Origin of the sequence: Streptomyces sp. P9-2 (assembly GCF_051903975.1) — a bacterium.
Taxonomy (GTDB): Bacteria; Actinomycetota; Actinomycetes; order Streptomycetales; family Streptomycetaceae; genus Streptomyces; species Streptomyces cellulosae.
This window is the reverse complement of record NZ_CP192633.1, coordinates 4,914,336-4,937,127: the sequence shown is the minus strand read 5'-3', so window position 1 is coordinate 4,937,127 and position 22,792 is coordinate 4,914,336. Positions and strand designations below refer to the sequence as shown.

Annotated in this window: 22 protein-coding genes; 6 read left to right on the top strand and 16 right to left on the bottom strand. The window is 71.9% G+C overall.

Features of this window, described 5'->3' with window-relative positions:
* Window positions 1-7: 7 nt before the first annotated feature.
* The 5 genes from ACQY0Z_RS22705 to rimP all read right to left on the bottom strand — a co-directional run bounded on the left by ACQY0Z_RS22705 (window position 8) and on the right by rimP (window position 5,613).
* Window positions 8-301, bottom strand: coding sequence for a DUF503 domain-containing protein (locus tag ACQY0Z_RS22705; RefSeq protein WP_019527008.1), 294 nt, complete (start codon window positions 299-301; stop codon window positions 8-10).
* A gap of 177 nt (window positions 302-478) precedes the next feature.
* The gene (gene infB / locus ACQY0Z_RS22700; protein WP_189906913.1) at window positions 479-3,535 is read right to left on the bottom strand and encodes a translation initiation factor IF-2; all 3,057 of its coding nucleotides are present in this window, start codon (window positions 3,533-3,535) and stop codon (window positions 479-481) included.
* 148 nt (window positions 3,536-3,683) lie between these two features.
* Window positions 3,684-4,004 carry a YlxR family protein gene (locus tag ACQY0Z_RS22695; protein WP_189906911.1) on the bottom strand — a complete coding sequence of 107 codons (321 nt, stop codon included), beginning with the start codon at window positions 4,002-4,004 and terminating at the stop codon, window positions 3,684-3,686.
* A 101-nt stretch (window positions 4,005-4,105) separates the two neighbouring features.
* Window positions 4,106-5,092, bottom strand: a complete 987-nt coding sequence (gene nusA, locus ACQY0Z_RS22690; protein ID WP_189906909.1) for a transcription termination factor NusA — start codon at window positions 5,090-5,092, stop codon at window positions 4,106-4,108.
* A gap of 2 nt (window positions 5,093-5,094) precedes the next feature.
* On the bottom strand, window positions 5,095-5,613 hold the full coding sequence (gene rimP / locus ACQY0Z_RS22685) for a ribosome maturation factor RimP (RefSeq protein ID WP_019527005.1): 519 nt from the start codon (window positions 5,611-5,613) through the stop codon (window positions 5,095-5,097).
* Window positions 5,614-5,834: 221 nt separating this feature from the next.
* Here rimP and ACQY0Z_RS22680 point away from each other — a divergent pair, with 221 nt between their 5' ends.
* The 3 genes from ACQY0Z_RS22680 to ACQY0Z_RS22670 are packed head-to-tail and all read left to right on the top strand — an operon-like array spanning window position 5,835 to window position 7,825.
* Window positions 5,835-6,407, top strand: a complete 573-nt coding sequence (locus ACQY0Z_RS22680; protein WP_347226522.1) for a hypothetical protein — start codon at window positions 5,835-5,837, stop codon at window positions 6,405-6,407.
* Window positions 6,404-6,868 carry a ferritin-like domain-containing protein gene (locus ACQY0Z_RS22675; RefSeq protein WP_439812722.1) on the top strand — a complete coding sequence of 155 codons (465 nt, stop codon included), beginning with the start codon at window positions 6,404-6,406 and terminating at the stop codon, window positions 6,866-6,868. Before ACQY0Z_RS22680 ends, ACQY0Z_RS22675 begins: the two co-directional genes overlap by 4 nt.
* A 51-nt stretch (window positions 6,869-6,919) precedes the next feature.
* On the top strand, window positions 6,920-7,825 hold the full coding sequence (locus ACQY0Z_RS22670) for an aminoglycoside phosphotransferase family protein (RefSeq protein WP_439812721.1): 906 nt from the start codon (window positions 6,920-6,922) through the stop codon (window positions 7,823-7,825).
* A gap of 269 nt (window positions 7,826-8,094) precedes the next feature.
* On the opposite strand, the gene ACQY0Z_RS22665 is transcribed toward ACQY0Z_RS22670, so the two are convergent.
* Genes ACQY0Z_RS22665 through ACQY0Z_RS22655 form a run of 3 tightly spaced genes read right to left on the bottom strand, consistent with a single transcriptional unit; the run spans window position 8,095 to window position 9,931 of the window.
* Window positions 8,095-8,574: a hypothetical protein gene (locus tag ACQY0Z_RS22665; RefSeq protein ID WP_189906892.1), complete on the bottom strand. Its 480-nt coding sequence runs from the start codon at window positions 8,572-8,574 to the stop codon at window positions 8,095-8,097.
* Window positions 8,571-9,398, bottom strand: coding sequence for a BN159_2729 family protein (locus tag ACQY0Z_RS22660; RefSeq protein WP_347226520.1), 828 nt, complete (start codon window positions 9,396-9,398; stop codon window positions 8,571-8,573). Before ACQY0Z_RS22660 ends, ACQY0Z_RS22665 begins: the two co-directional genes overlap by 4 nt.
* Window positions 9,395-9,931 (bottom strand): RNA polymerase sigma factor, encoded by a 537-nt coding sequence (locus ACQY0Z_RS22655; protein ID WP_347226540.1) that lies wholly within the window; start codon window positions 9,929-9,931, stop codon window positions 9,395-9,397. Before ACQY0Z_RS22655 ends, ACQY0Z_RS22660 begins: the two co-directional genes overlap by 4 nt.
* A gap of 523 nt (window positions 9,932-10,454) precedes the next feature.
* Between ACQY0Z_RS22655 and ACQY0Z_RS22650 the strand changes: the two genes are divergently transcribed.
* Both ACQY0Z_RS22650 and ACQY0Z_RS22645 read left to right on the top strand, forming a co-directional pair.
* Complete coding sequence (locus ACQY0Z_RS22650) at window positions 10,455-10,880, top strand: helix-turn-helix domain-containing protein (RefSeq protein WP_234008184.1); 426 nt, start codon at window positions 10,455-10,457, stop codon at window positions 10,878-10,880.
* 143 nt (window positions 10,881-11,023) lie between these two features.
* Window positions 11,024-11,269, top strand: a complete 246-nt coding sequence (locus ACQY0Z_RS22645) for a hypothetical protein (protein ID WP_189906888.1) — start codon at window positions 11,024-11,026, stop codon at window positions 11,267-11,269.
* Window positions 11,270-11,414: 145 nt separating this feature from the next.
* Here the strand turns inward: ACQY0Z_RS22645 and ACQY0Z_RS22640 are convergent, their stop codons facing one another.
* The 7 genes from ACQY0Z_RS22640 to ACQY0Z_RS22610 all read right to left on the bottom strand — a co-directional run bounded on the left by ACQY0Z_RS22640 (window position 11,415) and on the right by ACQY0Z_RS22610 (window position 20,719).
* Window positions 11,415-13,118 (bottom strand): proline--tRNA ligase, encoded by a 1,704-nt coding sequence (locus tag ACQY0Z_RS22640; RefSeq protein WP_189906886.1) that lies wholly within the window; start codon window positions 13,116-13,118, stop codon window positions 11,415-11,417.
* Between the two features lie 73 nt (window positions 13,119-13,191).
* Complete coding sequence (locus ACQY0Z_RS22635) at window positions 13,192-13,758, bottom strand: GNAT family N-acetyltransferase (protein ID WP_347226519.1); 567 nt, start codon at window positions 13,756-13,758, stop codon at window positions 13,192-13,194.
* Between the two features lie 27 nt (window positions 13,759-13,785).
* Complete coding sequence (locus ACQY0Z_RS22630) at window positions 13,786-14,634, bottom strand: GNAT family N-acetyltransferase (protein ID WP_254587533.1); 849 nt, start codon at window positions 14,632-14,634, stop codon at window positions 13,786-13,788.
* A gap of 102 nt (window positions 14,635-14,736) precedes the next feature.
* Complete coding sequence (gene ispG / locus ACQY0Z_RS22625; RefSeq protein WP_439812720.1) at window positions 14,737-15,894, bottom strand: flavodoxin-dependent (E)-4-hydroxy-3-methylbut-2-enyl-diphosphate synthase; 1,158 nt, start codon at window positions 15,892-15,894, stop codon at window positions 14,737-14,739.
* 186 nt (window positions 15,895-16,080) lie between these two features.
* Window positions 16,081-17,373 carry a site-2 protease family protein gene (locus ACQY0Z_RS22620; RefSeq protein ID WP_189903540.1) on the bottom strand — a complete coding sequence of 431 codons (1,293 nt, stop codon included), beginning with the start codon at window positions 17,371-17,373 and terminating at the stop codon, window positions 16,081-16,083.
* Between the two features lie 8 nt (window positions 17,374-17,381).
* Window positions 17,382-18,644, bottom strand: a complete 1,263-nt coding sequence (gene dxr / locus ACQY0Z_RS22615; RefSeq protein ID WP_254587137.1) for a 1-deoxy-D-xylulose-5-phosphate reductoisomerase — start codon at window positions 18,642-18,644, stop codon at window positions 17,382-17,384.
* 125 nt (window positions 18,645-18,769) lie between these two features.
* Window positions 18,770-20,719: an acyl-CoA dehydrogenase family protein gene (locus ACQY0Z_RS22610; RefSeq protein ID WP_189903531.1), complete on the bottom strand. Its 1,950-nt coding sequence runs from the start codon at window positions 20,717-20,719 to the stop codon at window positions 18,770-18,772.
* Between the two features lie 273 nt (window positions 20,720-20,992).
* On the opposite strand from ACQY0Z_RS22610, the gene ACQY0Z_RS22605 reads away from it, so the two are divergent.
* On the top strand, window positions 20,993-22,003 hold the full coding sequence (locus tag ACQY0Z_RS22605; protein ID WP_254587136.1) for a LacI family DNA-binding transcriptional regulator: 1,011 nt from the start codon (window positions 20,993-20,995) through the stop codon (window positions 22,001-22,003).
* Window positions 22,004-22,052: 49 nt separating this feature from the next.
* On the opposite strand, the gene ACQY0Z_RS22600 is transcribed toward ACQY0Z_RS22605, so the two are convergent.
* A complete protein-coding gene (locus tag ACQY0Z_RS22600; RefSeq protein WP_347226735.1) occupies window positions 22,053-22,766 on the bottom strand; it encodes a glycoside hydrolase family 12 protein in 714 nt (237 codons plus the stop codon).
* Window positions 22,767-22,792: the final 26 nt, after the last annotated feature.

The following is a 22,792-nucleotide window of genomic DNA, read 5'->3' as shown; positions in this document are numbered from 1 at the left end:
TCTTGCTTCAGTCTTCGTCGCTGTGGAGCCTGCGTCGAACCGAGAGCAGTTCCACCTCGGGCCGTGCCGCGACCAGCCGCTCGCAGCGGTCGAGGACGTCGGTGAGGTGGTCCCATTCCCCGGAGACCACCGCGAGGCCGATCTCGGCCCTGCGGTGCAGGTTCTGGTTCCCGGTCTCCGCCACGCTGACCGCGTACTTCCGCTGCAGTTCGGCGACGATCGGACGGACGACGGAGCGCTTCTCCTTGAGCGAGCGGACGTCGCCGAGGAGCAGGTCGAAGGACAGAGTCCCCACATACATGTGTGCATCCGGATGACCCGCCGGTTCGGGATCAGGGACCTCCCCGGCCCGGACGGAGCCGGTACCCCGGGGAAGGGCGCCGCAGCGGCGCCGGTACGGGAACCGTACACGCAACGGCCGGGGCCGATCGACGGAAATACGCTTCCGCCGACCGGCCCCGATCGCGTGCTGCTGCGGTCAGACGCGCGGCTTCTCGCGCATCTCGTACGTCGCGATGACGTCGTCGACCTTGATGTCGTTGAAGTTTCCGAGGTTGATACCGCCCTCGAAGCCTTCGCGGATCTCGGTGACGTCGTCCTTGAAGCGACGCAGACCCTCGATGTTGAGGTTCTCCGCGACCACCTTGCCGTCGCGGATGAGGCGCGCCTTGGTGTTCCGCTTGACCTCGCCGGAGCGGATGATGACACCCGCGATGTTGCCCAGCTTGGACGACTTGAAGACCTCGCGGATCTCCGCCGTGCCGAGCTCGACCTCCTCGTACTCCGGCTTGAGCATGCCCTTGAGGGCCGCCTCGATCTCCTCGATCGCCTGGTAGATGACCGAGTAGTACCGGACGTCCACACCCTCGCGCTCGGCCATCTGCTGCGCACGCCCGGCGGCGCGCACGTTGAAGCCGATCACGATGGCGTCGGAGCCCATCGCCAGGTCGATGTCGGACTCCGTGACCGCACCGACGCCGCGGTGCAGGACGCGGATGTCGACCTCTTCGCCGACGTCCAGCTGGAGCAGCGAGGACTCGAGGGCCTCGACCGAACCGGAGGCGTCACCCTTGATGATCAGGTTCAGCTGCTGGACCTCGCCGGCCTTGAGCACCTTGTCCAGGTCCTCGAGGGAGACACGGCGCGTGCGCTTGGCGAACGCGGCGTTCCGCTCACGGGCGGCGCGCTTCTCCGCGATCTGACGGGCCGTACGGTCCTCGTCCACCACGATGAAGTTGTCGCCCGCACCCGGGACGTTGGTCAGGCCCAGGACCTGGACCGGCGTCGAGGGTCCGGCCTCGGCGACGTTGTTGCCGTTGTCGTCGAGCATGGCGCGCACGCGGCCGTAGGCGTCGCCCACCACCATCGTGTCGCCGACCCGCAGGGTGCCTCGCTGGACGAGCACGGTCGCCACGGCGCCGCGGCCGCGGTCGAGCCGGGACTCGATCGAGATGCCCTGCGCGTCCTGCTTCGGGTTGGCCCGCAGGTCGAGCGAGGCGTCCGCCGTGAGGATGACGGCCTCGAGGAGGCTGTCGATGTTCTGACCCTGCTTGGCGGAGATGTCGACGAACATGGTGTCGCCGCCGTACTCCTCGGCCACGAGGCCGTACTCGGTCAGCTGACCGCGCACCTTGGTCGGGTCGGCGCCCTCGACGTCGATCTTGTTGACCGCGACGACGATCGGGACGTCGGCCGCCTTGGCGTGGTTGAGCGCCTCGACCGTCTGCGGCATGACGCCGTCGTTGGCCGCGACGACCAGGATCGCGATGTCGGTCGACTTCGCACCACGGGCACGCATGGCGGTGAACGCCTCGTGACCCGGGGTGTCGATGAAGGTGATCTTGCGCTCTTCGTCGTTGACCTCGGTCGTGACCTGGTAGGCACCGATGTGCTGGGTGATGCCGCCGGCCTCGCCCGCGATGACGTTCGTCTTGCGGATGGCGTCGAGGAGCCGGGTCTTACCGTGGTCGACGTGACCCATGACGGTCACGACCGGCGGACGGACGACCAGGTCCTCCTCGGAGCCCTCGTCCTCGCCGAACTCCAGGTCGAAGGACTCGAGCAGCTCGCGGTCCTCCTCCTCCGGGCTGACGATCTGAACGGTGTAGTTCATCTCGTCCGCGAGGAGCTGGAGCGTCTCGTCGGAGACGGACTGGGTCGCGGTGACCATCTCGCCGAGGTTCATCATGACCGCGACGAGCGACGCCGGGTTGGCGTTGATCTTCTCCGCGAAGTCGGTGAGCGACGCACCGCGCGACAGGCGAATGGTCTCGCCGTTGCCGCGAGGCAGCATCACGCCGCCGACCGACGGGGCCTGCATGGCCTCGTACTCCTGGCGCCTCTGCCGCTTCGACTTACGGCCGCGACGCGCGGGACCGCCGGGACGGCCGAAGGCGCCCTGCGTGCCACCACGGCCACCGGGACCGCCGGGACGGCCGCCGAAGCCGGGACGGCCACCGCCGCCGCCGAAGCCACCGCCGCCGGGACGACCGGCGAAACCGCCGCCGCCACCGGGACGACCGGCACCGCCACCGCCGCCCGGACGGCCGGCGAAGCCGCCGCCACCGGGACGGCCGGCGCCGCCGCCGGGACGACCCGCACCGCCCGGACCACGGCCGCCGGGGCCGGGACGCGGGCCGGCAGCGGGACGCTGCGGCATCATGCCGGGGTTGGGACGCGGACCGCCGGGACCGCCGCCGGGACGGGGACCGCCCTGCGGACGCGGCATGCCGCCCGGAGTGGGACGGGGACCGCCGGGAGCCTGCGGACGGGGACCGCCGCCCTGGCCGGGGGCCTGGGGACGGGGGCCGGCGCCGGGGGCGCCGGGACCGGGACGCTGGCCCTGCGGGCGCGGAGCCTGCGGACGGGCCATACCGGTGGAGCCACCCGAGGTGAACGGGTTGTTGCCCGGGCGCGGACCGGCCGGACGGGCGCCCGGACGCGGCGCACCGCCGCCGGGACGCTGACCCTGGCCTGCCGGACGGCCCTGGCCGCCCTGGCCCTGGCCGGGACCGGCGGGACGGCCGGCGGGCTTGGGAGCACCGGGACGCGCGCCGCCGGGCTTCGGACCGGACTGGGCCGGGGACGCCGCGGGCGGGGCCTGGAACTCCGGAGCGGCCGGCGCCGGACGCGGCGCGGGGCGCGGGCCCGGAGTCGGGCGCGGACCGGAGGCCGGCGCGGAGGGCGCCGACGGAGCCGCCGGCGGCTGGGCCGCGGCGGGCTTGGGCGCTGCCGCCGGCTTCGGGGCAGCCGGACGGTCCCCCGCTGCCTGACCGGCGCGGGAGGTGCCCCCAGCCTGCGCCGGGGAGGGCGCGGCGGGCCTGGGGGCCGCCTTCTTGGGCGCGCCGGGCTTCGCGGCGGACTTGCCGTTGCCCCCGCCCTGCTGGAAGGCGTCTGTCAGCTTGCGTACTACGGGCGCTTCGATGGTTGAAGACGCCGAACGGACGAATTCACCGAGTTCCTGGAGCTTGGCCATGACGACCTTGCTCTCCACACCGAACTCCTTGGCGAGTTCGTAGACCCGGACCTTAGCCACTTCGCTCCTTTGAGGTCCGGGTTGCGTCCGGACCGTCGCTAGTTCATGGGCGTACTCATCGCGTACTCATCGAGTGCTCATCGCAATCTCGACCTGCTTTCGACTCGCGAGGTACCAGGCCGCACGGGGGTTTCCGTGCGGCAAGTTCTTACCGTGCCGCCTGATCAGCCGACGTCTCGGCCGCTGATCGGCAACCTTGTGCCTGCTCGACGTAGTGACGCAACGCCTTTACGTCGAGCGGTCCCGGGACGCGGAACGCCCGCGGGAACGCCCTGCGGCGCACCGCCTGGTCGAGACAAGCCGGTACGGGATGCACATACGCACCCCGGCCGGGCAGCGTACCGCGTGGATCCGGGACGCATGCGTCCTCGATCACCACGATCCGCAGCAGCTCGCCCTTGACCGCTCGCTCGCGGCACCCCACGCAAGTGCGTTCGGGGCACACGCCAGCCTGTGTCCGGCCAGACACTCCTCAGTCTACCTCCCCGGACCGACCTCACCCCTCCGGGGCAGGAATCGAACAACGCCACGAGCAAAGCTGTCGTGATCTCAGCGGATCGCGGCCTGGATCTATTCCCCGGCCTGCTCGGTGTCCGGCCGGATGTCGATCCTCCAGCCGGTGAGCCGGGCGGCCAGGCGGGCGTTCTGTCCCTCCTTGCCGATGGCGAGCGACAGCTGGTAGTCCGGCACGGTGACCCGGGCGGACCGGGCCGCCAGGTCGACGATCTCGACCTTGGAGACACGGGCCGGGGACAGGGCGTTCGCCACCATCTCGGCCGGGTCGTCGGACCAGTCGACGATGTCGATCTTCTCGCCGTTCAGCTCCGCCATGACGTTGCGTACCCGGCCGCCCATGGGGCCGATGCAGGCGCCCTTGGCGTTGAGCCCGGAGCGGGTGGAGCGTACGGCGATCTTGGTGCGGTGACCGGCCTCACGGGCGATCGCGGCGATCTCCACGGAGCCGTCGGCGATCTCCGGCACCTCGAGGGCGAACAGCTTCTTCACCAGATTGGGATGCGTACGCGAAAGAGTGACGGACGGACCGCGCACTCCCTTGGCCACCCGGACGACGTACGACCGCAGGCGGGTGCCGTGCGGGTAGGTCTCGCCGGGGACCTGCTCCTGCACGGGCAGGATGGCCTCCAGCTTGCCGATGTCCACCAGCACGTTCTTCGGGTCGCGGCCCTGCTGGACCACGCCGGTGACGATGTCGCCCTCACGGCCGGCGTACTCGCCGAGCGTCGCGTCGTCCTCGGCGTCGCGCAGGCGCTGCAGGATGACCTGCTTGGCCGTGGTGGCGGCGATACGGCCGAAGCCGGACGGGGTGTCGTCGAACTCGCGGGGCTCCTGGCCCTCCTCGAGGTCCTCGGGGTCCTCCTTCGCCCACACGGTCACATGCCCGGTCTCCCGGTCGAGCTCCACGCGCGCGTGCCGGCGGCTTCCCTCGGTGCGGTGGTAGGCGATGAGGAGGGCCGACTCGATCGCCTCGACCAGCAGGTCGAAGGAGATCTCCTTCTCCCGTACCAAGCCCCGCAGGGCGCTCATGTCGATGTCCACGGCTACGCCTCCTCTTCCTTCTTGTTGTTCTTGTCGGACGCGTCGTCCTTGCGGTTGAACTCGACCTGGACGCGCGCCCTGGCGATGTCGTCGAAGGCGAGTCGGCGCGCGGTGGCCTTGCGGCCCTTGACGCCGGGCACCTCGAGGTCGAGGCCCTCGTCGTCGGCCGCGAGGATGCGGGCGACCAGCTCGCCGCCCTCGGCGAGCTGGAACCGCACCAGGCGGCCGGTGGCGCGCACGTAGTGACGGTGCTCGGTCAGCGGGCGCTCCGCGCCGGGGGTGCCGACCTCGAGGGTGTACTCCGCGCTGCCCATCGCGTCGGTCTCGTCGAGCTTCGCCGAGAGCGCGCGGCTCACATCGGCGATCAGGTCGAGGTCGGCCCCGGTGTCGGAGTCGACGACGACGCGCAGCACACGCTTGCGGCCGACCGTGTCCACGGCGATCTCCTCGAGATCCAGGCCCTGGGAGCTGACGAGCGGCTCCAGAAGTTCTCGAAGCCTCTCGCTCTGGGTGGTGCTCATCCGGGTGACTCCTCGGCCGCGTGTGCTGTTGTGGGACGGTGCGCGTGTCTGCACAAAGGGTATCCGGTCGCAAGGGGTGTTGCCGTCCACCCTTGCCGTCCACCCGGTCGGCCTGGGTGCCGCTGAGGGGCGCCGGGCGTACCTGCGGGTACGGTGATCGCGGGCCCTGCCCGAATCCCTGTTCCAGCCCCGTTCGTCACGAGCCCCCGAGGACGTCTGCCGTGTCGTTCCCCCTGTCTCCGCGCGCCCGTTCGGGGCCGCGCAGAAGGAGTCTGCTCGCCGCCGCCCCGGCGGCCCTGCTGGCGGCGGGGTGTTCCGCCGGGTCCGACGACCCGGGCGGCCCCGCCCCCGCGCGGCCCTCGGCCGCCGAGCGGACCCGGGCGCGCGCGGCCCGGGACAGCAGGGCGCTGGCCGCGCGGTACGACGCGGTCGCCGCCGCGCATCCGAAGCTGGCGGAGCGTCTGCGTCCGCTGCGGGCGGACGTGGTGCGGCACGCGGAGGCGTTCGAGGGGGGCGCGGACGGCTCGGCGTCGCCGGCGCCGTCGGCGTCCGCCGTTCCTTCGGCCGGGGCGACGGCGGCGGCCGCGCCGTCCGCCTCCGCTTCTCCCACGGCGCCCGCCGTGCCGGCGAACGAGAAGGACGCGCTGGCCCAACTGGCCGCCGCGGAGCGGGAGATCGCCGACCGGCGAGCGGAGGACCTGCTGACCGCGCCGGCCGAGCTGGCCCGGCTGCTGGCGTCGGTGTCGGCGTCCGGCGCCGCGCACGTGTACCTGCTGACGGAGGCCCGACGGTGAGTGACGCGCAGGACAAGGAGCTGCGGGCGCTGCAGGCGGCGCTCGCCGCGGAGCACGCGGCGGTGTACGGCTACGGCGTCGTCGGCGGGCGGATCGGTGAGCAGCGGCGCACGGAGGCGCGCACGGCGTACGACGCGCACCGGGCGCGCAGGGACGCGCTGGTGCGGGACGTGAAGGACGTCGGGGGTACGCCGGTGGCGGCGGCGGCCGGGTACGCGCTGCCGTTCCCGGTGCCGGACGCGGCCGGGGCGGTGCGGCTGGCTGCGGAGCTGGAGATGCGGGTGGCGGGCGTCTACGCCGACCTGGTGCGCTCCAGCGAGGGCGAACGGCGCAGGTCGGCGGCGGAGGCGATGCGTGAGGCGGCGGTGCGGTCGGTGCGCTGGAGCGGGGAGAGCGTAGCCTTCCCTGGGCTCGCCGAGCGGAGCGGAACGGCTCCGGGCGGCCCGGCGCCGGCGCCGTGACATGACGGGGGGCTCCGGCACCGTGTGACATCAGGAAGGAACGACTCGCGCATGGCATTTGAACCGCCGCGGCGTCTGGTGAGGGCGCTCGGTGAGACGGCGCCCGAGGGTGACGACTGGCTGGAGAAGCTGCCCGAGCTGGCGCGTGAGGCCGTGGAGCGGCGCGAGTTGACGGTGGAGCGGGTGCAGCTGCCGGGCGGGCGCAGCAGCCTGGTGGTGCTCGCCCGCAGGGCCGACGGCACGCCCGCCGTGCTGAAGCTGGCGCCGCCCCGTGCGCGTCCGGAGAGCGAGCGGGTGGCGCTGGCCCACTGGGGCGGCCGGGGGGCGGTGCAGTTGCTGGAGCCGGTGTCCGAGGGCACCGAGGGTGTGCTGCTGCTGGAGCGGCTGCACCCCGATGTGTCCGTGCGGACGCTTCCCGAGGCGAAGGCGCTCCTGGAGGCGGCGGGCACCCTGCGCAGGCTGTGGGTCGACCCGCCGGAGGGCCACGTCTTCGAGACGGTGGCCGAGCGCACCGGGCGGCAGGCGCGGGCGATGCGGGCCGGGGCGGACGCGGCGCCGGAGGTGGCCCCGCTGGTGGACGCGGCGTTGTCGGCGCGGGAGGAGCTGCTGGAGTCGCCTCCCGAACACCGGTTGCTGCACGGGACGTTCCGGCAGAGCAAGGTGCTGTCGGGGGAGCGGATGCCGTGGCTCGCGGTGGGGCCGGATCCGGTGGTCGGTGAGCACGCCTTCGACCTGGCGCGGCTGGTCCGGGACCGCGTGGAGGACCTGATCGCCCAGCCGTCGGGCGCGACGACGACGCGGCGGCGGGTGCGGCGTCTGGCGGAGTCGCTGGAGGTGGACCGGGAGCGGCTGCGGGGGTGGACGCTGTTCCGGGCGGTGGAGTCGGGGGTGCGGGCGCGGAGGGTCGGGCGCGAGAGGGACGCGGAACTCCTGCTGGAGTTCGCGAGCTGGTTGTAGGACGCGGGGCGTGTGACGCCGCCGGTGGGCTGGGCGTCACACCCAGGTCCCGTACCGCGGGGTGACGCCTCCCCGGCCCCTTCTCGACGCGCGGCCACTGCAGCACCCGCAAGGGGCGCGGGGAACTGCGTGACCAGCCACCGACGGGCCGCGATCGGCACTCAGCGGTGATGAGACGGCGAGGGTGCGCCCCCCCTGCGCGTGCAGGGGGGGCGCTCCGGTCGGCGGGCCTCCCGAGCTTGCCGGCCGGAGTCTCGGCCGTGCCGGGGTCAGAGAGGGCCGGCCAGGCCCGCCTGTACCGCCCCCTCCATCGCCAGCAGCCGCACGTGGCGACGAATCAGCGCGCCTTGGTCCACCGCGTCCGGCACGGCATGCTCATCCCCCGCCTCCGCCCGGAACGGCACATGCGCGAACAGCGCCAGATCCGCCGGCGGTATGTGCCACGACAGATGCCAGCCCCCGGCGATCAGGCACAGCCGGTGCGTCCCCTCGTGCTCCGGCCCGCCCAGCGGGGTCAGCACCGCGCTCGCGGGATGCAGCGCCGCGAGCCAGGACAGCAGGTGCGCCCGCTCCCGCTCCGCGTCGCCCAGCCGCCGTTCGTACGCGTCGGCGTGCTGCTGCCAGCGCTCCAGGCTCAAACGGCTCACGGCCAGTTCGTGCTCAAGACGCAGCCGGTCCACCGGCTCCGCGGCGGGGCGGCGGGGGCGCACGAGCCGCCCCAGCAGTCCCTCCCGTGCGTGCGCGGTCATCGGTCCCCTTCGTCCGGGGCCGGTTCCGGTTCCGACGGCGGCTCCGTCACGGGGGTCAACGGGCCCGCGTACTCGGCCACATGGGCCAGCGAGCACCGCTCCGGGCGGCCGTCGAGGGACATCAACGGCATCCCGTCGTAAGCGCGGTGCCCCTGGAAGTACCAGGTCTCGCCGTGCGCGTCGCGGTACGGCAGGGCCAGGTCGTACGCCGTGCCGCCGAACAGGAAGGGGCGCATGGGCCCGGCCGGCCCGTCCGGCGACGGCTCGTCGTCGGGGTGTGCGGCTGCGGCTTCCGGGGTCCCCTCCACCCCGGTGTCCGCTCCTCCGGTGTCCGCTCCCCGCGCGTGCTCCTCCTCGGGCTCGCCGTCCGGGCCGGACGGCAGCGGCTGGACGGCGGCGGTCACGCGGACCCCGTCCCTGCTGCCCTCCCCCGCCAGGATGTGCGGCGCGGTGCACTCGGCGGCCGCGGTGATGCCGAAGTACGCGCACCAGCCGGGCCAGCGGGCGTACGGCGGTTCGAGCTGGAGCAGGACGTGCACGGTGTCGCCGTCGGCCCGCACGGTGCGGACGTCCGGGTGGGTGCCGACCTCCCGCTCGATGGTCAGGGCCACGGACCGGGCGCGTTCGCGGGCCGCGTCCCAGGCGAGGGCCTGGCGTTCCAGCTCGGTCGGCGCGGGCGGCGGAAGGAGGCTCGGGTGCGGCAGGGCGCCGGACGGAACAGCGACCACCTCGGGCGGCGAGGCGGAGGCGAGGTACAGGTCGCGGAGGCCGGGCACGGCCACGGTGACGCGGAGGACGGGGACGGCGTCCGGGTACTCGTTCACGCGGGCACCGCCCCCGCCGCCCACCGCAGCCGGCACATGGCCCGGTGCGTCAGCGCCTTGACCGCGCCGACGGTGCGGCCCATCGTGTGCGCGGTCTGCTCGATGGACAGACCGCCGAGGAACCGCAGTTCCACGGCCGCCCGCTGGGACGGGGCGAGGGCGCTCAGGGCGCGGTGCACCGTCTCGCGGGCGTCGACGGCGTCCAGGTCGCGCAGGACCAGAGTCTCCGGCTCCGGACCCGGCTGTCTGGGGTCGCCGAACTCGGCGACCAGCATCTCGCGACGGTGGCGGCTGCGGCCCAGTTCGTCGAGGTGGATGTTGCGGGCGATGGTGGTCAGCCAGGCGGCGGGGTCGGTGCCGCGCCAGGCGAAGCCGGAGATGTTCCGCAGGGCGCGGGCGAAGACCTCCTGGGTCAGGTCCTCGGCGAGGTGCCGGTCCCGGGTGCGGGCCAGCAGATAGCCGTACACCGTGCCGTGGTACTCGCGGTAGAGAAAGGCGAACGCCTCGGGGTCCCCGGTGCGGGCCCGGGCCAGCCACGCCGGCTCCGACGCGCTCGGGGCGGCTCTCCCTACGGGAGTTCTCCCAACGGCGTTTCTCCCGCCCGTGGTTCTTCCGGCGGTGGATGAAGTGGTCGCTAAGGACACGTTCGTTGCTCCTCGGTAAGGGGGGCTGGCAAGGACGGGCGGACCGCCCGGCACGACCGCACGATGTCTGCGATCTTCATGTAGATGTAGATTCCGGGTGGGTGTTCGACGCGGGCCGGCGGACAGGGATGCGCGCACGGGGGCGGGTCCGGCCGGCGCGGCCGACCGTCGACGCAAGGGGTTCCGACTCCCGAAAGCATCTACAGTCTTCATGTAGATGAAGATCGGGTCAAGGTTGACAGGGCATATTCCGACCGACGAGTGAAAGGGCGCAGAGGGGGCGGACGGAGGAACGAAGGGCGGGGCAGGGTAGCGCGAATCGGGCCGAATGCACCGGCGCACACCCCCTGATCCGGCCGTCGATATGCAATCTACTTGCGCTTGTAGACAGGCATGACGGATGCTCGGACGCGTGACGAGCCGACAGACACTGCCTTCTTCGCCCGGGACCGCCGAGGGCGGTCCGGAGTCCCCGGGTGAGGATCTGGCGGCGCTGCTGGAGCGCCTCCTCGCACTTCCCCAGAGCGGTACGCAGAAGGACCTGGCGCGCGAGGCCGGCATCTCCTACCCGACCCTGAACGCCTGGATGAACCGCACGCGCGGCACGTCCCGCATCCCTCCCGAGAAGCTGCGGGCGATGGTCGAGGTGTTCCGGCGGTGGGGCGTGCGGACGACGCCCAAGGAGTTCTTCGAGGCGGTCGGGCGTCCCGTGCCGGGACCCAGCCGCGACGAGCGCGAGGCGCGGCTGCTGAAGCTGTACCGGCAGCTCCCCGAGGCCCGGCAGCGTGCGCTGATCAAGGACGCGGAGGCCATGCTGCAGGTCAGCAGGATCACCTGATCGTCCCCTGACGGCCGGAACCTCCCGACGCCCCACGAATGTCCCGAAAGCCCCACAGGTGCTCACCGGCATCGCTACGATCGGAAGCCGCTGGCCTCCCGAAGCGGAACACCGTGCCCTTGCGCACCCCTGGGGAGACAGTCATGTGCATTCGCGTTCACACGGCGGACGACCTGCCGGACATCGTGGTGTGGGACCCGGACGAGGTCAGCGTGCTGGTGGCGCGCGGCGCCCATCTGCTCGACGTGGTCCGTGAACTGCGCGCGCTCCTCACGGTCGACCTGGGCGCCCCCGAGGGCTCGGGCACGGCCCTCCTCTGCTTCTGCGGCGAACACGTCGACCTCCCCGCGAGCATCCTGAGCCGCGCGCTGACGGCGGAGGCGTGCTGACCGGCGCCCCTCCGGCCCGCCGCCCCACGAACAGCCTCCGCCCAGTGCGACGCCCAGGCAGGGCCACCTGCGGACACGCGTCGTCCCGGCCACGGACACCGACGGCGTCCGCGGCCGGGACGATTCCGGGGCTGCGCCGTGCGGATCAGCGCGCCGTCAGGCGGGCGATCGCCTCGTCCACCGTCAGCTCCTCACGCTCGCCCGTCCGGCGGTCCTTCAGCTCCAGGACGCGGTCGGCGGAGCGGCGGCCCGCCACCAGGATCTGGGGCACGCCGATCAGCTCGGAGTCGGTGAACTTCACGCCCGGGGAGACGCCCGCACGGTCGTCGACCAGGACGCGCACGCCCGCGGCGGCGAGCTTCTCGGAGACCTCGAGGGCCAGCTCGGTCTGGAGCGCCTTGCCGGCGGCGACCACGTGGACGTCGGCCGGGGCGACCTCGGCGGGCCAGCACAGACCCTTGTCGTCGGCGGTCTGCTCGGCGAGGGCGGCCACCGCGCGGGAGACGCCGACGCCGTAGGAACCCATGGTGACGCGGACCGGCTTGCCGTTCTGGCCGAGGACGTCGAGCTTGAGGGCGTCGGCGTACTTGCGGCCCAGCTGGAAGATGTGGCCGATCTCGATGGCGCGGTCCAGCTTCAGGCCGGTGCCGCACTTGGGGCAGGGGTCGCCCTCCTCGACGACCACGACGTCCACGTACTCGTCGACCTCGAAGTCACGGCCGGCGACGACGTTCTTCGCGTGGGTGTCGGCCTTGTTGGCGCCCGTGATCCAGGCGGTGCCGGGGGCGACACGCGGGTCGGCGAGGTACTTCACCTTGTCCAGGCCCTGCGGGCCGACGTAGCCGCGCACCAGGTCGGGGCGGGCGATGAAGTCGGCCTCGGTGACCATCTCGACCTCGGCCGGGGCGAAGTGCGCCTCGACCTTGCCCAGGTCGACCTCGCGGTCACCGGGCACGCCCACGGCGACGATCTCGCCGTCGACCTTGACCAGCAGGTTCTTCAGCGTGGCCGAGGCGGGGACACCGAGCTGGGCGGCGAGGGACTCGATGGTGGGGGTGTCGGGCGTGGGGATGTCCTCGGCGGCGGGCACCCCGGCGGCGTCCACCGGCTTCAGCTCGTACGAGACGGCCTCGGTGTTCGCGGCGAAGTCGCAGTTCGGGCAGTCGGCGAAGGTGTCCTCGCCGGCCTCGGCGGGCGCGAGGAACTCCTCGGACTTGGAGCCGCCCATGGCGCCGGCGGTCGCCGCGCAGATGCGGTAGTCGAGGCCGAGGCGCTCGAAGATCCGCTGGTACGCCTCGCGGTGCAGTGCGTAGGACTGCGCCAGGCCGTCGTCGTCGAGGTCGAAGGAGTAGGAGTCCTTCATCAGGAACTCGCGGCCGCGCAGGATGCCGGCGCGGGGGCGGGCCTCGTCGCGGAACTTCGTCTGGATCTGGTAGAGGATGACCGGCAGGTCCTTGTAGGAGGACGCCTGGTCCTTCACCATCAGCGTGAAGATCTCCTCGTGGGTGGGTCCGAGGAGGTAGTCGCCGCCCTTGCGGTCCTGGAGGCGGAACAGCTCGGCGCCGTACTCGTCCCAGCGGCCGGTGGCCTCGTAGGGCTCGCGCGGCAGGAGGGCGGGGAGGAGCACCTCCTGGGCGCCGATGGCGTCCATCTCCTCGCGCACGATCCGCTCGACGTTGGCGAGCACCTTCTTGCCGAGGGGCAGCCACGTCCAGATGCCGGCGGCGGTGCGCCGGACGTAGCCCGCGCGGACCAGCAGCTTGTGGCTGAGGACCTCGGCGTCGGCCGGGTCGTCGCGCAGCGTCTTCGCCATCAACTGGGACATGCGCTGGACCGGTGCGTTCGCCATGGTTCTCGTACTCCTGCTGCGTCTAGGTGATGAAGGCGAGGTTAGCCGGGCGGGACGGGACGGCGGAAATCGGTTAGCCGCGCGGCAGGGGCAGCGGGGCGCCCATGACGGTGTACGGGGTGGGCGCGCTGGGAAAGTGGACCTGCCGGGCGAGGTCCTGGTAGCCCAGCGACCGGTACAGGTGGCGGGCGGGGCTGTCGATGTCCAGCGCGGACAGGATCGACCGGGGCTGTTCGGCGGTGTCGGTGATCGTGGTGATCAGGGCGCGGCCGATGCCGTGCTTCTGGTGCCGGGGGTGGACGTGCAGCTCGGTGATGACGAAGGAGTCGTCGAGCCAGTCGTCGTGGCCGCGGGCGCGCAGGTAGGGCTCGACGACGGTGGACCACCAGTGGGAACGGTCGTTGGGCATGCCGTAGACGAAGCCGACCAGGCGTCCCCCGACGGTCGCGCCGAAGGCCCGCGCGCCGGGGAAGGTCATGTGACGCAGCACGATATGCCGGCGTACGGCCACCTCGTCGGGGCCGAGTCCGAACGCCACCGCCTGGACGGCCAGCGCCTCGTCGACGTGGGCGGGGAGGTCGAGGGGACCGATCACGATGTCGTCGGGCTGGGGGCGGCCGTGACCGGGAAAGCGCAGCATGCCGGGGAGACTACAGGGACGCGCCCGTCAGAACAGCACGCTCATGAAGGCGCCGACCTCGCGGAAGCCCACCTTGTCGTACGTGCGGCGGGCGGGGGTGTTGAAGTCGTTGACGTAGAGGCTGACCACGGGGGCGACGTCGGCGAGGGCGTAGCGCAGGACGGCGGCCATGCCGGGGACGGCGACGCCCTTGCCGCGGTGTTCGGGGGCGACCCAGACGCCCTGGATCTGGCAGGCGCGGTCGGTGGCGGCGCCGATCTCCGCCTTGAAGACGACGTTGCCGTCGGCGTCGAAGCGGGCGAAGGAGCGGCCGGAGCCGACCAGCTCGGCGACCCGGGCCTGGTAGAGCAGTCCGCCGTCGCCGGCCAGCGGGGAGACGCCGACCTCCTCGGTGAACATGGCGACGCACGCCGGCATGATCGTCTCGAGTTCGTCCTTGCGGACGCGGCGGACGTACGGGTCGGGCGCCACGGTGTCGGGCATGCGCTCGGTGACCAGCAGCGGCTGGCGGGAGCGGACCTCGCGGGCGGGGCCCCACTGGGGTTCGAGCAGTTGCCAGAGGGCGGCGGTGGGCTCGGCCGGGCCGACGATGGAGGAGCAGCGGCGTCCCGCGCGGCGGGCGCGGTCGGCGAAGGCGCGGACGGCTCGGGGGGTGGCGCAGATGGGGACGAGGTTGGCGCCCGCGTAGCACATCGACGTGAGGATGCCGTCCTCGTACCAGCCCCACATCTCGCCGCCGAGCCGCCACGGGTCGAGTCCGGCGATCTGGACGCGCGCGGTCACGAAGGCGTTGGCGACCGGGTCGCGGTCGAGTACGGCGAGGGCGGCGTCCAGGTCGCTCGGTTCGAGGACCCGGGAGGTGGTCTGCGTCAACACGTGCGGGGCCTCACACAAAAGGGTTCTGCCTGATTTCCGCACTGTACCCGCGGACGCCGGGGGCCGCCGCCCCCGGATCCCGCGTCCGCCGGGAGGGTCCGGTCAGCCGGCCACCGCGACCTGCGGCTCGCCGGAGACCACACCGTCCTTCTCCATCTGTTCGGCGATCTTCATCGCCTCCTCGATCAGGGTCTCGACGATCTTCGACTCGGGGACGGTCTTGATGACCTCGCCCTTCACGAAGATCTGCCCCTTGCCGTTCCCGGACGCCACACCCAGGTCCGCCTCACGCGCCTCACCCGGACCGTTCACGACACAGCCCATCACCGCGACGCGCAGCGGCACCTCCATGCCGGTCAGGCCCGCGGTGACCTCCTCGGCCAGCTTGTACACGTCCACCTGCGCACGCCCGCACGACGGGCAGGACACGATCTCCAGACCACGCTGCCGCAGGTTCAGCGACTCCAGGATCTGGATGCCGACCTTGATCTCCTCCACCGGCGGCGCCGACAGCGAGACGCGGATGGTGTCGCCGATGCCCTGCGACAGCAGCGCGCCGAACGCGACCGCCGACTTGATCGTGCCCTGGAACGCCGGACCCGCCTCCGTGACACCCAGGTGCAGCGGGTAGTCGCACTGCTCGGCCAGCTGACGGTAGGCCTCCACCATCACGACCGGGTCGTTGTGCTTCACCGAGATCTTGATGTCGCGGAAGTCGTGCTCCTCGAACAGCGACGCCTCCCACAGCGCCGACTCCGCCAGCGCCTCCGGGGTGGCCTTGCCGTACTTCTGCAGCAGCCGCCGGTCCAGCGAACCCGCGTTCACACCGATACGGATCGGCGTGCCGTGGTCCTTCGCCGCCTTGGCGATCTCCTTGACCTGGTCGTCGAACTTCTTGATGTTGCCCGGGTTCACCCGCACCGCCGCACAGCCCGCCTCGATCGCGGCGAACACGTACTTCGGCTGGAAGTGAATGTCGGCGATCACCGGGATCTGCGACTTCCTCGCGATCACCGGCAGCGCGTCCGCGTCGTCCTGCGTCGGACACGCCACCCGCACGATCTGGCAGCCCGAGGCGGTCAGCTCCGCGATCTGCTGCAGCGTCGCGCCGATGTCCGAGGTGCGCGTGGTCGTCATCGACTGCACCGACACCGGGGCGTCACCGCCCACCGCCACGGATCCGACCTGGATCTGCCGGCTCTTCCGGCGCACGGCGAGCGTGGTCGGGACGGACGGCATGCCGAGAGAAATCGCAGTCATCTGCTGTGCAACCCCAAGTCGTGGATCAAGGTCCGGCTCCCCGTGAGCAGCGGGCTCCGGGCTCCGAGATTACGGCAATGGCCAAGGCTCGAGCACATCGCGCCCTTAAACCCGCCCAAAGGGCGACGGCCCGGAACACCAGGGTTCCGGGCCGTCGTGAACAACGGGTGTCGTGGTGCGGGCAGGTCAGGAGATGCGCACCGGGTTCACCACGTCCGCGATCAGGACGAGGATCGTGAAGCAGACGAAGATCCCCGCCACGACGTAGGCGACGGGCATCAGCTTCGCCACGTCGAAGGGGCCCGGGTCGGGGCGGCGCAGCAGTCTGGCGAGGTTGCGGCGCAGCGACTCCCACAGGGCGCCCGCGATGTGTCCGCCGTCGAGCGGCAGCAGCGGGAGCATGTTGAACAGGAACAAGGAGAGGTTGAAGCCCGCGAGGAGCATCACGAACATTGCGAGCTGCTGCGAGGCCGGGATGTCGAGGGTGGCGATCTCGCCGCCGACGCGGGCGGCGCCGACGACGCCCATCGGGGAGTCCGGTTCGCGCGGTCCGTCGCCGAAGGCCGCGTCCCACAGGGCGGGGACCTTCGACGGCAGGGCGGCGAGGGAGTCGATCGCGTCGCCGACCCGGTCGGTCATCCAGGTCACGGACTCGCCGAGGTCCTGTTTGACGACGCCGGTGGCGGCGCTGAAGCCGAGGAAGCCGGCCTTGACGTACTCGCCCTCGACGTAGGCGCCGTTGCCGTCCTTCTTCGCGACCATGTTGGTGGCGATCGTGGCCTGCAGCGTCACCTCCTCGCCGTCGCGCTCGACGACGATCGGGACGGTCTTGCCGGCGCTGTCACGGATGAGGTCGGACAGCTTGCCCCAGTCGTCGGTGCGGACCCCGTCGAAGGCGACGATCCTGTCCTTGGCCTTCATGCCGGCCGCGGCGGCCGGCGACTGCGGGTCGGACTTCCGGCAGTCGTCGCGCTTCTCGCTCTGGGAGATCACGCACTGGGAGACGGAGCTGACGGTGGTGGTCTGCTGCTGGATGCCGAAGCCCATCAGCACGATGAGGAACAGCACGACCGCGAGGATCAGGTTCATGAACGGGCCGGCGAACATGACGACGACCCGCTTCCACGGCTTGCGCGTGTAGAACAGGCGCTTCTCGTCGCCGGGCCGCAACTCCTCGAAGGCGGCGGAGCGGGCGTCCTCGATCATGCCGCGCCACGGAGAGGTGGAGCGGGCCTCCAGCTTGCCGTCGGGGCCCGGCGGGAACATGCCGATCATGCGGATGTAGCCGCCGAACGGGATCGCCTTGACGCCGTACTCGGTCTCGCCCTTGTGCCGTGACCAGATGGTCGGGCCGAAGCCGACCATGTACTGCGGCACGCGGATGCCGAACATCTTGGCCGTGGACAGGTGCCCCAGTTCGTGCCAGGCGATGGAGAACAGCAGGCCGGCCGCGAAGACGACTATGCCGAGGATGAACATCAGGGTCGTCATGCACGCGCCTCCGCGCTCGCCGTCCGGGCTGTCAGTTCGCGGGCCCGCGCTCGGGCCCAGGTCTCCGCTTCGAGGACGTCCGGCACGGTCAGTGAGGTTCCCGCGGCGGGCGTTCCGTGTTCCTCGACCACCCGGGTGACCGTGTCGATGATGCCGAGGAACGGCAGCGCACCGGTGCGGAAGGCCTCGACGCACTCCTCGTTCGCGGCATTGAACACCGCGGGGGCGGTCCCCGCGAGTTCGCCGACGTGCCGGGCGAGGTTCACCGAGGGGAAGGCCTCGTTGTCGAGGGGGAAGAACTCCCAGGTGGACGCCTTGCTCCAGTCGAAGACCGGGGCCGCGTCGGGGACCCGTTCGGGCCAGCCGAGGCCGATGGCGATCGGCCCCCGCATGTCGGGGGGCGTCGCCTGGGCCAGTGTCGATCCGTCCGTGAACTCAACCATCGAGTGGACATACGACTGGGGATGCACGACCACCTCAATGCGGTCGAAGGGAATGTCGTAGAGGAGGTGCGCCTCGATGACTTCCAGGCCCTTGTTGACGAGGGTCGCGGAGTTGATCGTGATGACCGGGCCCATGGCCCAGGTGGGGTGGGCGAGGGCGTCCTCGACGGTGACCGCCGCCAGCTCCTGCCGGGTGCGGCCGCGGAAGGGCCCGCCGGAGGCGGTGACGACCAGTTTGCGGACGTCGGCGCGGGTGCCGGCGGCCAGCGCCTGGAACAGCGCCGCGTGCTCGGAGTCGACGGGGATGATCTGACCGGGCTTGGCCAGCGCCTTCACCAGCGGGCCGCCCACGATGAGCGACTCCTTGTTGGCGAGGGCGAGGGTGCGGCCCGCCTCCAGGGCGGCGAGGGTCGGGGCGAGCCCGATGGAGCCGGTGATGCCGTTCAGGACGGTGTGGCAGTCGGAGGCGGCGACCCGCGTGGCCGCGTCGGGCCCGGCGAGGATCTCCGGCAGCGGCTCCCCCGCGCCGTACCGCGCGGACAGCGCCTCGCGCAGCTCCGGCACGACGTCCTGGCGGGCGACGGCGACCGTGCGCACCCGCAGGCGGTGCGCCTGCTCGGCGAGGAGGGCGACCCGGCCGCCGTGGGCGGACAGGGCGGTGACCCGGAAGCGGTCGGGGTTGCGCAGCACGAGGTCGATGGCCTGGGTGCCGATCGACCCGGTGGAGCCGAGGATCACCACGTCCTTCGGGCCGTCTCCCGCGACGGGGTCGTACACCAGGTGCGGGTCGGCGAGGGGGGCTGGAGCGTCGGTCATGGCCCCCATTGTGTCCGGTCGCGGCGGCCGTCGGGCCCCCGCCCCGGTACCCCGGGGGCGTGTCCGCCGTGCGCGGGGAGCGGAGGGAGGGGACGCGCGCCGTGGCCGGCCCCTCCCCGGGGCGCTCAGCGGATCGGGCGGCGGACGTTCTCCCGGGTGCTCTCGCCCGGGGTGGCGTCGGCGATCCAGGGGCCGTCGTCGGAGGGGTCGATGACGCCTTCCTCCAGCCACGTGTAGGAGCCGCCGAGGACGTTCTTCACGACCTTGCGATCGAGGTCGTCGGTGTTGCTCCAGAGCCGGCCGAACAGCTCCTCGACGCGCAGTCGCGCCTGGCGGCAGAAGGCGTCGGCGAGCTGGTAGGCCTCCAGGCCGTGGTCGCCCCGGCCGCGCAGCAGTTCCGCGCGGACGCAGGCGGCGCTCATCGCGAACAGTTCGGCGCCGATGTCGACGATCCGGCCGAGGAAGCCCTGCTTGGTCTCCATCCGCCCCTGCCAGCGGGACATGGCGTAGAAGGTGGAGCGGGCCAGCTTGCGGGAGGTGCGCTCGACGTAGCGCAGGTGCGGGGACAGGTCGATGCCGTGCTTGAACTCGCCGTACGTGCCCGGGAGCTGGCCGGGTCCCGCGACCAGCTTCGGCAGCCACCTGGCGTAGAAGGCGCCGGCGCTCGCGCCCGCCCGTGCCTTGTCGCCAAGGGTCTTGTCCGGATCGATGAGGTCGCCCGCGACGGACAGGTGGGCGTCGACGGCCTCGCGCGCGATCAGCAGGTGCATGATCTCGGTGGAGCCCTCGAAGATGCGGTTGATGCGCAGGTCACGCAGCATCTGCTCGGCGGGGACGGCGCGTTCGCCGCGGGCGCGGAGCGAGTCGGCGGTCTCGAAGCCGCGGCCGCCGCGGATCTGGACCAGTTCGTCGGCCATCAGCCAGGCCGTCTCGGAGCCGTAGAGCTTGGCGAGGGCGGCCTCGATGCGGATGTCGTTGCGGTCCTCGTCGGCCATCTGCGAGGAGAGGTCGACCACGGCCTCCAGGGCGAAGGTGGTCGCCGCGATGAACGCGATCTTGGAGCCGACGGCCTCGTGCAGCGCGACGGGCTTGCCCCACTGCTCGCGCTCGGCGGACCACTCGCGGGCGATCTTCAGGCACCACTTGCCGGCGCCGACGCACATCGCGGGCAGCGAGAGCCGTCCGGTGTTGAGGGTGGTCAGGGCGATCTTCAGGCCCTGGCCCTCCTCCCCGATGCGGTGCGAGGCGGGGACGCGCACGCGGTGGAAGCGGGTGACGCCGTTCTCCAGGCCGCGCAGGCCCATGAAGGCGTTGCGGTTCTCCACGGTGACGCCCTCGGAGTCCGCCTCCACGACGAACGCGGTGATGCCTCCCCGGTGGCCCTCGGACTTCGGGACGCGGGCCATGACGACGAGCAGGTCGGCGACCACGCCGTTGGTGGTCCACAGCTTCACGCCGTCCAGCACGTACTCGTCGCCCTCCGGTACCGCCGTGGTGGCGAGGCGGGCCGGGTCGGAGCCGACGTCGGGCTCGGTGAGCAGGAAGGCGGAGATGTCGGTGCGGGCGCAACGCGGCAGGAACGTCTCCTTCTGCTCCCGCGTGCCGAAGATCTTCAGCGGCTGGGGCACGCCGATCGACTGGTGCGCGGAGAGCAGCGCGCCGATGGCGGGGCTGGCGGAGCCGACCAGGGCGAGGGCCTTGTTGTAGTACACCTGGGTGAGGCCGAGGCCGCCGTACTTGGTGTCGATCTTCATGCCGAGGGCGCCGAGCTCCTTGAGCCCGTTGATCACCTCGTCGGGGATGCGCGCCTCGCGTTCGATCAGGGCGCCGTCGACCTTCGTCTCGCAGAAGTCGCGCAGCCCGGCCAGGAACTCCTCGCCGCGGCGGACGTCCTCGTCGGCGGGGAGCGGGTGGGGGTGGATGAGGTCGAGCCGGAAGCGTCCGAGGAACAGTTCCTTGGCGAAGCTGGGCTTGCGCCAGTCCTGCTCCCTCGCCGCCTCGGCGACCTGCCGGGCCTCACGTTCGGTGACGGTCGGCCGGGACGGGGCCGCGGGTGTCTCGGGTACTGCGGACATGAGGCTCACCTCGCCGCGAATAGGATGGAGTCATTGCGGTACGGACCGGTGCTACTCGATCGTATGTACCCGATTCGTAGCGACCCCACCACCCTTCGTGCCGCCGTCCGGCCGATCCCCGTACGGCGGTGGTCGCGTGCAAGGTCCCTGTCGAAGCGCTTCGACTGTCTGGACATCACGACCCTCCGGGGTCTAGGGTCGAACCGGTTCTCATAAGCTTCTTTACCGCTTCTGTGCACTGTCGAAGCGCTTCACACCCTGGGAGAATGCCGGATGGTCACCCTCGCCGAGGTCGCCCAGCACGCCGGAGTCTCGGCGAGCACGGTGAGCTACGTCCTCAGCGGCAAGCGGTCGATCTCCGCGACCACCCGGCAGCGGGTCGAGCGCTCCATCCGCGAGCTCGGCTACCACCCCAACGCGGGCGCCCGCGCCCTGGCCAGCAGCAGGTCCAACATCATCGCCCTGATGGTGCCGCTGCGGACCGACATGTACGTGCCGGTGATGATGGAGATCGCCATCGCGGTCGCCACCACCGCCCGCACCCACGGGTACGACGTGCTGCTGCTCACCGGCGAGGAGGGCCCGGACGCGGTTCGCCGGGTCGCCGGGAGCGGTCTCGCCGACGGCATGATCCTCATGGACGTCGAGCTGGACGACGAGCGCCTGCCGCTGCTGCGGGAGTCCTCCCAGCCGGCCGTGCTGATCGGGCTGCCCGCCGACACCACCGGCCTGACCTGCGTGGACCTCGACTTCAAGGCGACCGGCGCGCTGTGCGTGGAGCACCTGGCCGGGCTGGGCCACCGGGACGTCGCCGTCATCGGCGAGGCCCCGGCGGTCTACGAGCGGCACACCGGTTTCGCCGAGCGCACCCTGGACGGACTGCGCTCCCGCGCCCGGGAGCTGGGACTGCGGCTGCTGCACCGCCCCTGCGAGGGCGGGTACGACGCGACGGCCGTGACGGTCGCCCGCATCCTCGACGAACGCCCGGACACCACCGGCTTCGTGGTGCAGAACGAGGCCGCGGTCGAGCCGCTCCTCGCCCTGCTGCGGCAGCAGGGGCGCGCCGTGCCCGAGGACGTCTCGGTGGTGGCGGTCTGCCCGGAGCAGGTCGCCGTGCAGGCGTCGGTGCGGCTGACGTCGGTGTCCCTGCCCGCCCAGGAGATGGGCCGGCACGCCGTGGAGCAGCTGGTCGCCAAGCTCGACGGGCGGGGCGGCGACGAGGTCGTGCTGCTGCCGCCGGAGCTGACGGTCCGGGCGAGTTCGGGTCCCGCGCCGGTGCGCTGACCGGCCCTGTGCCGTCCGCACCGGTGCGGACGGCACAGGGGGGTGTGTGTCAGCCGCCCGAGACGGTCAGGCTGTCGGTGCGGAAGTCGAGGCCGCCGGCGGACGAGGTGATCTCGTAGCCGAACTGCACGTCGCCGATGGTCTCGTTGCCCATCCAGCCCTTGGTGTCCTTGATCCATTTCAGGACGGGGAGGATGTCGACGGTGCCGGACGTCGAGTCCGAGGTGCGCAGGAACGAGAAGACCTCGTTGGCGCCGTTGTTCCCCTTGTGGACGTTCCAGGTGTGGCCGCCGAGGCTCACGGTGCCCTGCGCGGTGCCGAGGGGGCCCACGGCTCCGTTGTAGTTGACCCAGAGCATGATCTCGTAGTCGTAGTCCGTGTCCCAGATGTCGTACGACGTGTTGTACGCGCCCGCCGACGGGACGGTGACCCGGTAGGTGCTGGTGAGCGAAGTCAGCGAGGAGATGGGCTTGTTGATCACCTTTTTGCTGTTCGGGTAGGACTTGATGCCGCCGGTGTCCGGGTGGTCGGCCCAGACGCCCCAGTTGGTGCCGGAGTTGGCCCAGACGCACTGCGAACCGGCGCCGGTGCCCCAGATGTTGTTGTAGAGGGTGTAGCCGTCCAGGGTGGTGTTGCCCCACTGGTCGCAGGAGTTCCAGACGGCGGCGTGCGCGGGCGCGGAGGCCGGTCCGGCCGTCGCGCCGAGCGCGAGGGCGGGGGCGATCAGCGCCCGGACGATTCCGCGCAGGGTTTTCGGTGCCATGGTGTTCCTTCCATGGGTGGGGGGGA